The following is a 2,029-nucleotide window of genomic DNA, read 5'->3' as shown; positions in this document are numbered from 1 at the left end:
GGTCGGAGTCGGGTAGTTTACTTTGTTGTTGAGGCAGTGGTTGGGGTGCAGGACACAAGGTAATGGAGGAGTCTGCCACTCAGGAAGAGATCCCTGGGGGATCTCCTTCAGCAGGGCCATCCCGTTCGTTGATGTCGGTGGCGGGCTTGGTGGCCGGGGCGACCTTGCTCAGTAAGGGCATAGGCTTTATTCGCCAAGCTTTGATTGCAGCAGTGTATGGCTCGGGGCCGGAGTACAGCGCCTTCGGGGTAGCCTACATCCTGCCCGGTTTTCTGTTGATTCTGCTGGGAGGGATCAACGGCCCTTTTCATAGCGCCATCGTCAGTGTCCTCAAAAAGCAGCGGGATCGGGACAGGGAGGATGCGGCTGCCTGGCTGGAATCCATTTCCACCTTGGTAGGCTGCCTGCTCCTGCTGGTCAGCTTGGGCCTTTGGTGGGGAGCGGACTGGGTGGTGCGCCTGAATGCGCCGGGAGCCAGCCCCGAAGTCCATGCTCTGGCCGCTGCGCAACTGCGGATCATGGCCCCCTTGGCCTTGCTCTCGGGGTGGATTGGCATCGGCTTTGGAGCGCTGAATGCTGCCGAACACTACGCCTTGCCTGCCCTTAGCCCGCTGATCTCCAGCTTGGCAGTGATCGGGATCCTGGTCACGTTGGGATGGACGGGGATCCCGTCTTTGCTGGCCTGGGGCGTGCTCATCGGGGCTATTGCCCAATGGTTGGCCCAAGTTCCGCTCCAGATGCGGTTAGGGCTGGGGCGACCGCGCCTGCGCTTTGAGTGGGGATCCCCGCAGGTACGGGCGGTGGGCTTGCTGATGTTGCCGGCTGTGATCTCCTCCGGGATGATCCACATCAATGTTTATGTGGATCTGTTTTTTGCCTCTTTCGTACCTGGGGATCGCACCATCGGCAACTTGGGATATGCCCAGCTTCTGGTACAAACGCCGCTGGGGATCCTCTCCAACATGGTGCTGGTGCCCTTGATGCCTCTCTATGCCCAGTTGGCGGGGGATGGATCCCGTTGGCCGGAGCTGCGCCAGCGTATCCGCCAAGGGCTGATGCTTACGGCAATTGTGACCCTGCCCCTGTCGATGCTGTTGGTGGCTTTGGCCGAGCCCATTGTCCAAGTGGCCTACCAGCGGGGGCGCTTTACGCCGGAGGTGACACAAGAGGTGGCAGCCCTACTCATGGCCTATGGTCTGGGGATGACCGGTTACCTGCTGCGGGATGTGCTGGTGCGGATCTTCTATGCCCTGGAGGATGGGGCTACGCCTCTGCGCATCAGCAGCATGGCCATTGGCCTGAATGCCCTACTGGACTTTCTATTTTTGCAGGCTTTTGGAGCGCCGGGCATTGCCCTGGCCACCGCCGGCGTCAACCTGATAGCCGTGATCGGACTGGGGATCCGCCTCCACCAGCGCCTGCCAGGGATCCCTTGGCGGGAGATGGGACAAGCCCTGCTGCCGTTGCTGGGGAGCACCGTCCTGGCCGGGGGACTGAGCCATTGGCTGTGGACCCAACTGCGCTCCTACGAGATTGTGGGGTCTCCCCTGCTCACCGCCATCATTTGGGCCGGGCTGGCCGCGGGTTTAGGTCTAAGCTTGTTCGCCGCCGGAGCTCTCTACCTGCGGATCCCAGAAGTGGAGTGGGCAGCAGCCCGACTGCGGAAACGGGTAGGACGCCGGGGGAGCCAGTGGGCAAGCCGGAACTAGCTGATAGCTTCCAGGTAATCTCGCACGCGGTTGCGCCGCTTCGGCTGACGCAGCTTCTGCAGGGCTTTGGCCTCAATTTGCCGCACCCGTTCCCGCGACAGATCCAAGGCGCGACCGATTTCCGCCAGCGAATAGGTGCGCCCATCCCCCAAGCCGAAACGCATGCGGATCACATCCCGCTCGCGGCTGGTGAGATCCGAGAGCAACTGCTGTAGATCGCGATGCAGGGCTTCCCGCATCATGGTCTCTTCTGGGGAAATGTCGTCGGTTTCCAGCAGATCCCCCAGTTCGGTGTCCTTGTCTTTGCCCACCTTGGTTTC

The 2,029-nt window shown here is 61.7% G+C and carries 2 protein-coding genes; one reads left to right on the top strand and one right to left on the bottom strand.

The features are described 5' to 3' along the window. The first annotated feature begins 62 nt into the window (after window positions 1–62). Window positions 63–1,709, top strand: coding sequence for a murein biosynthesis integral membrane protein MurJ (murJ, locus tag NW819_RS07425; protein ID WP_414413365.1), 1,647 nt, complete (start codon window positions 63–65; stop codon window positions 1,707–1,709). Here the strand turns inward: murJ and NW819_RS07420 are convergent. Continuing rightward, a partial coding sequence (locus NW819_RS07420; protein WP_414413364.1) for a sigma-70 family RNA polymerase sigma factor occupies window positions 1,706–2,029 on the bottom strand: 324 nt, incomplete at its 5' end. The genes murJ and NW819_RS07420 overlap by 4 nt on opposite strands.

Origin of the sequence: Synechococcus sp. R8-2 (genome assembly GCF_047461715.1) — a bacterium.
Taxonomy (GTDB): Bacteria; Cyanobacteriota; Cyanobacteriia; order Thermostichales; family Thermostichaceae; genus Thermostichus.
This window is presented reverse-complemented; position numbering and strand designations above follow the sequence as displayed.

Bases quoted from the DNA above. Each gene is read 5' to 3' on its own strand.
- murJ (WP_414413365.1), top strand. From the start codon at position 63: ATGGAGGAGTCTGCCACTCAGGAAGAGATCCCTGGGGGATCTCCTTCA.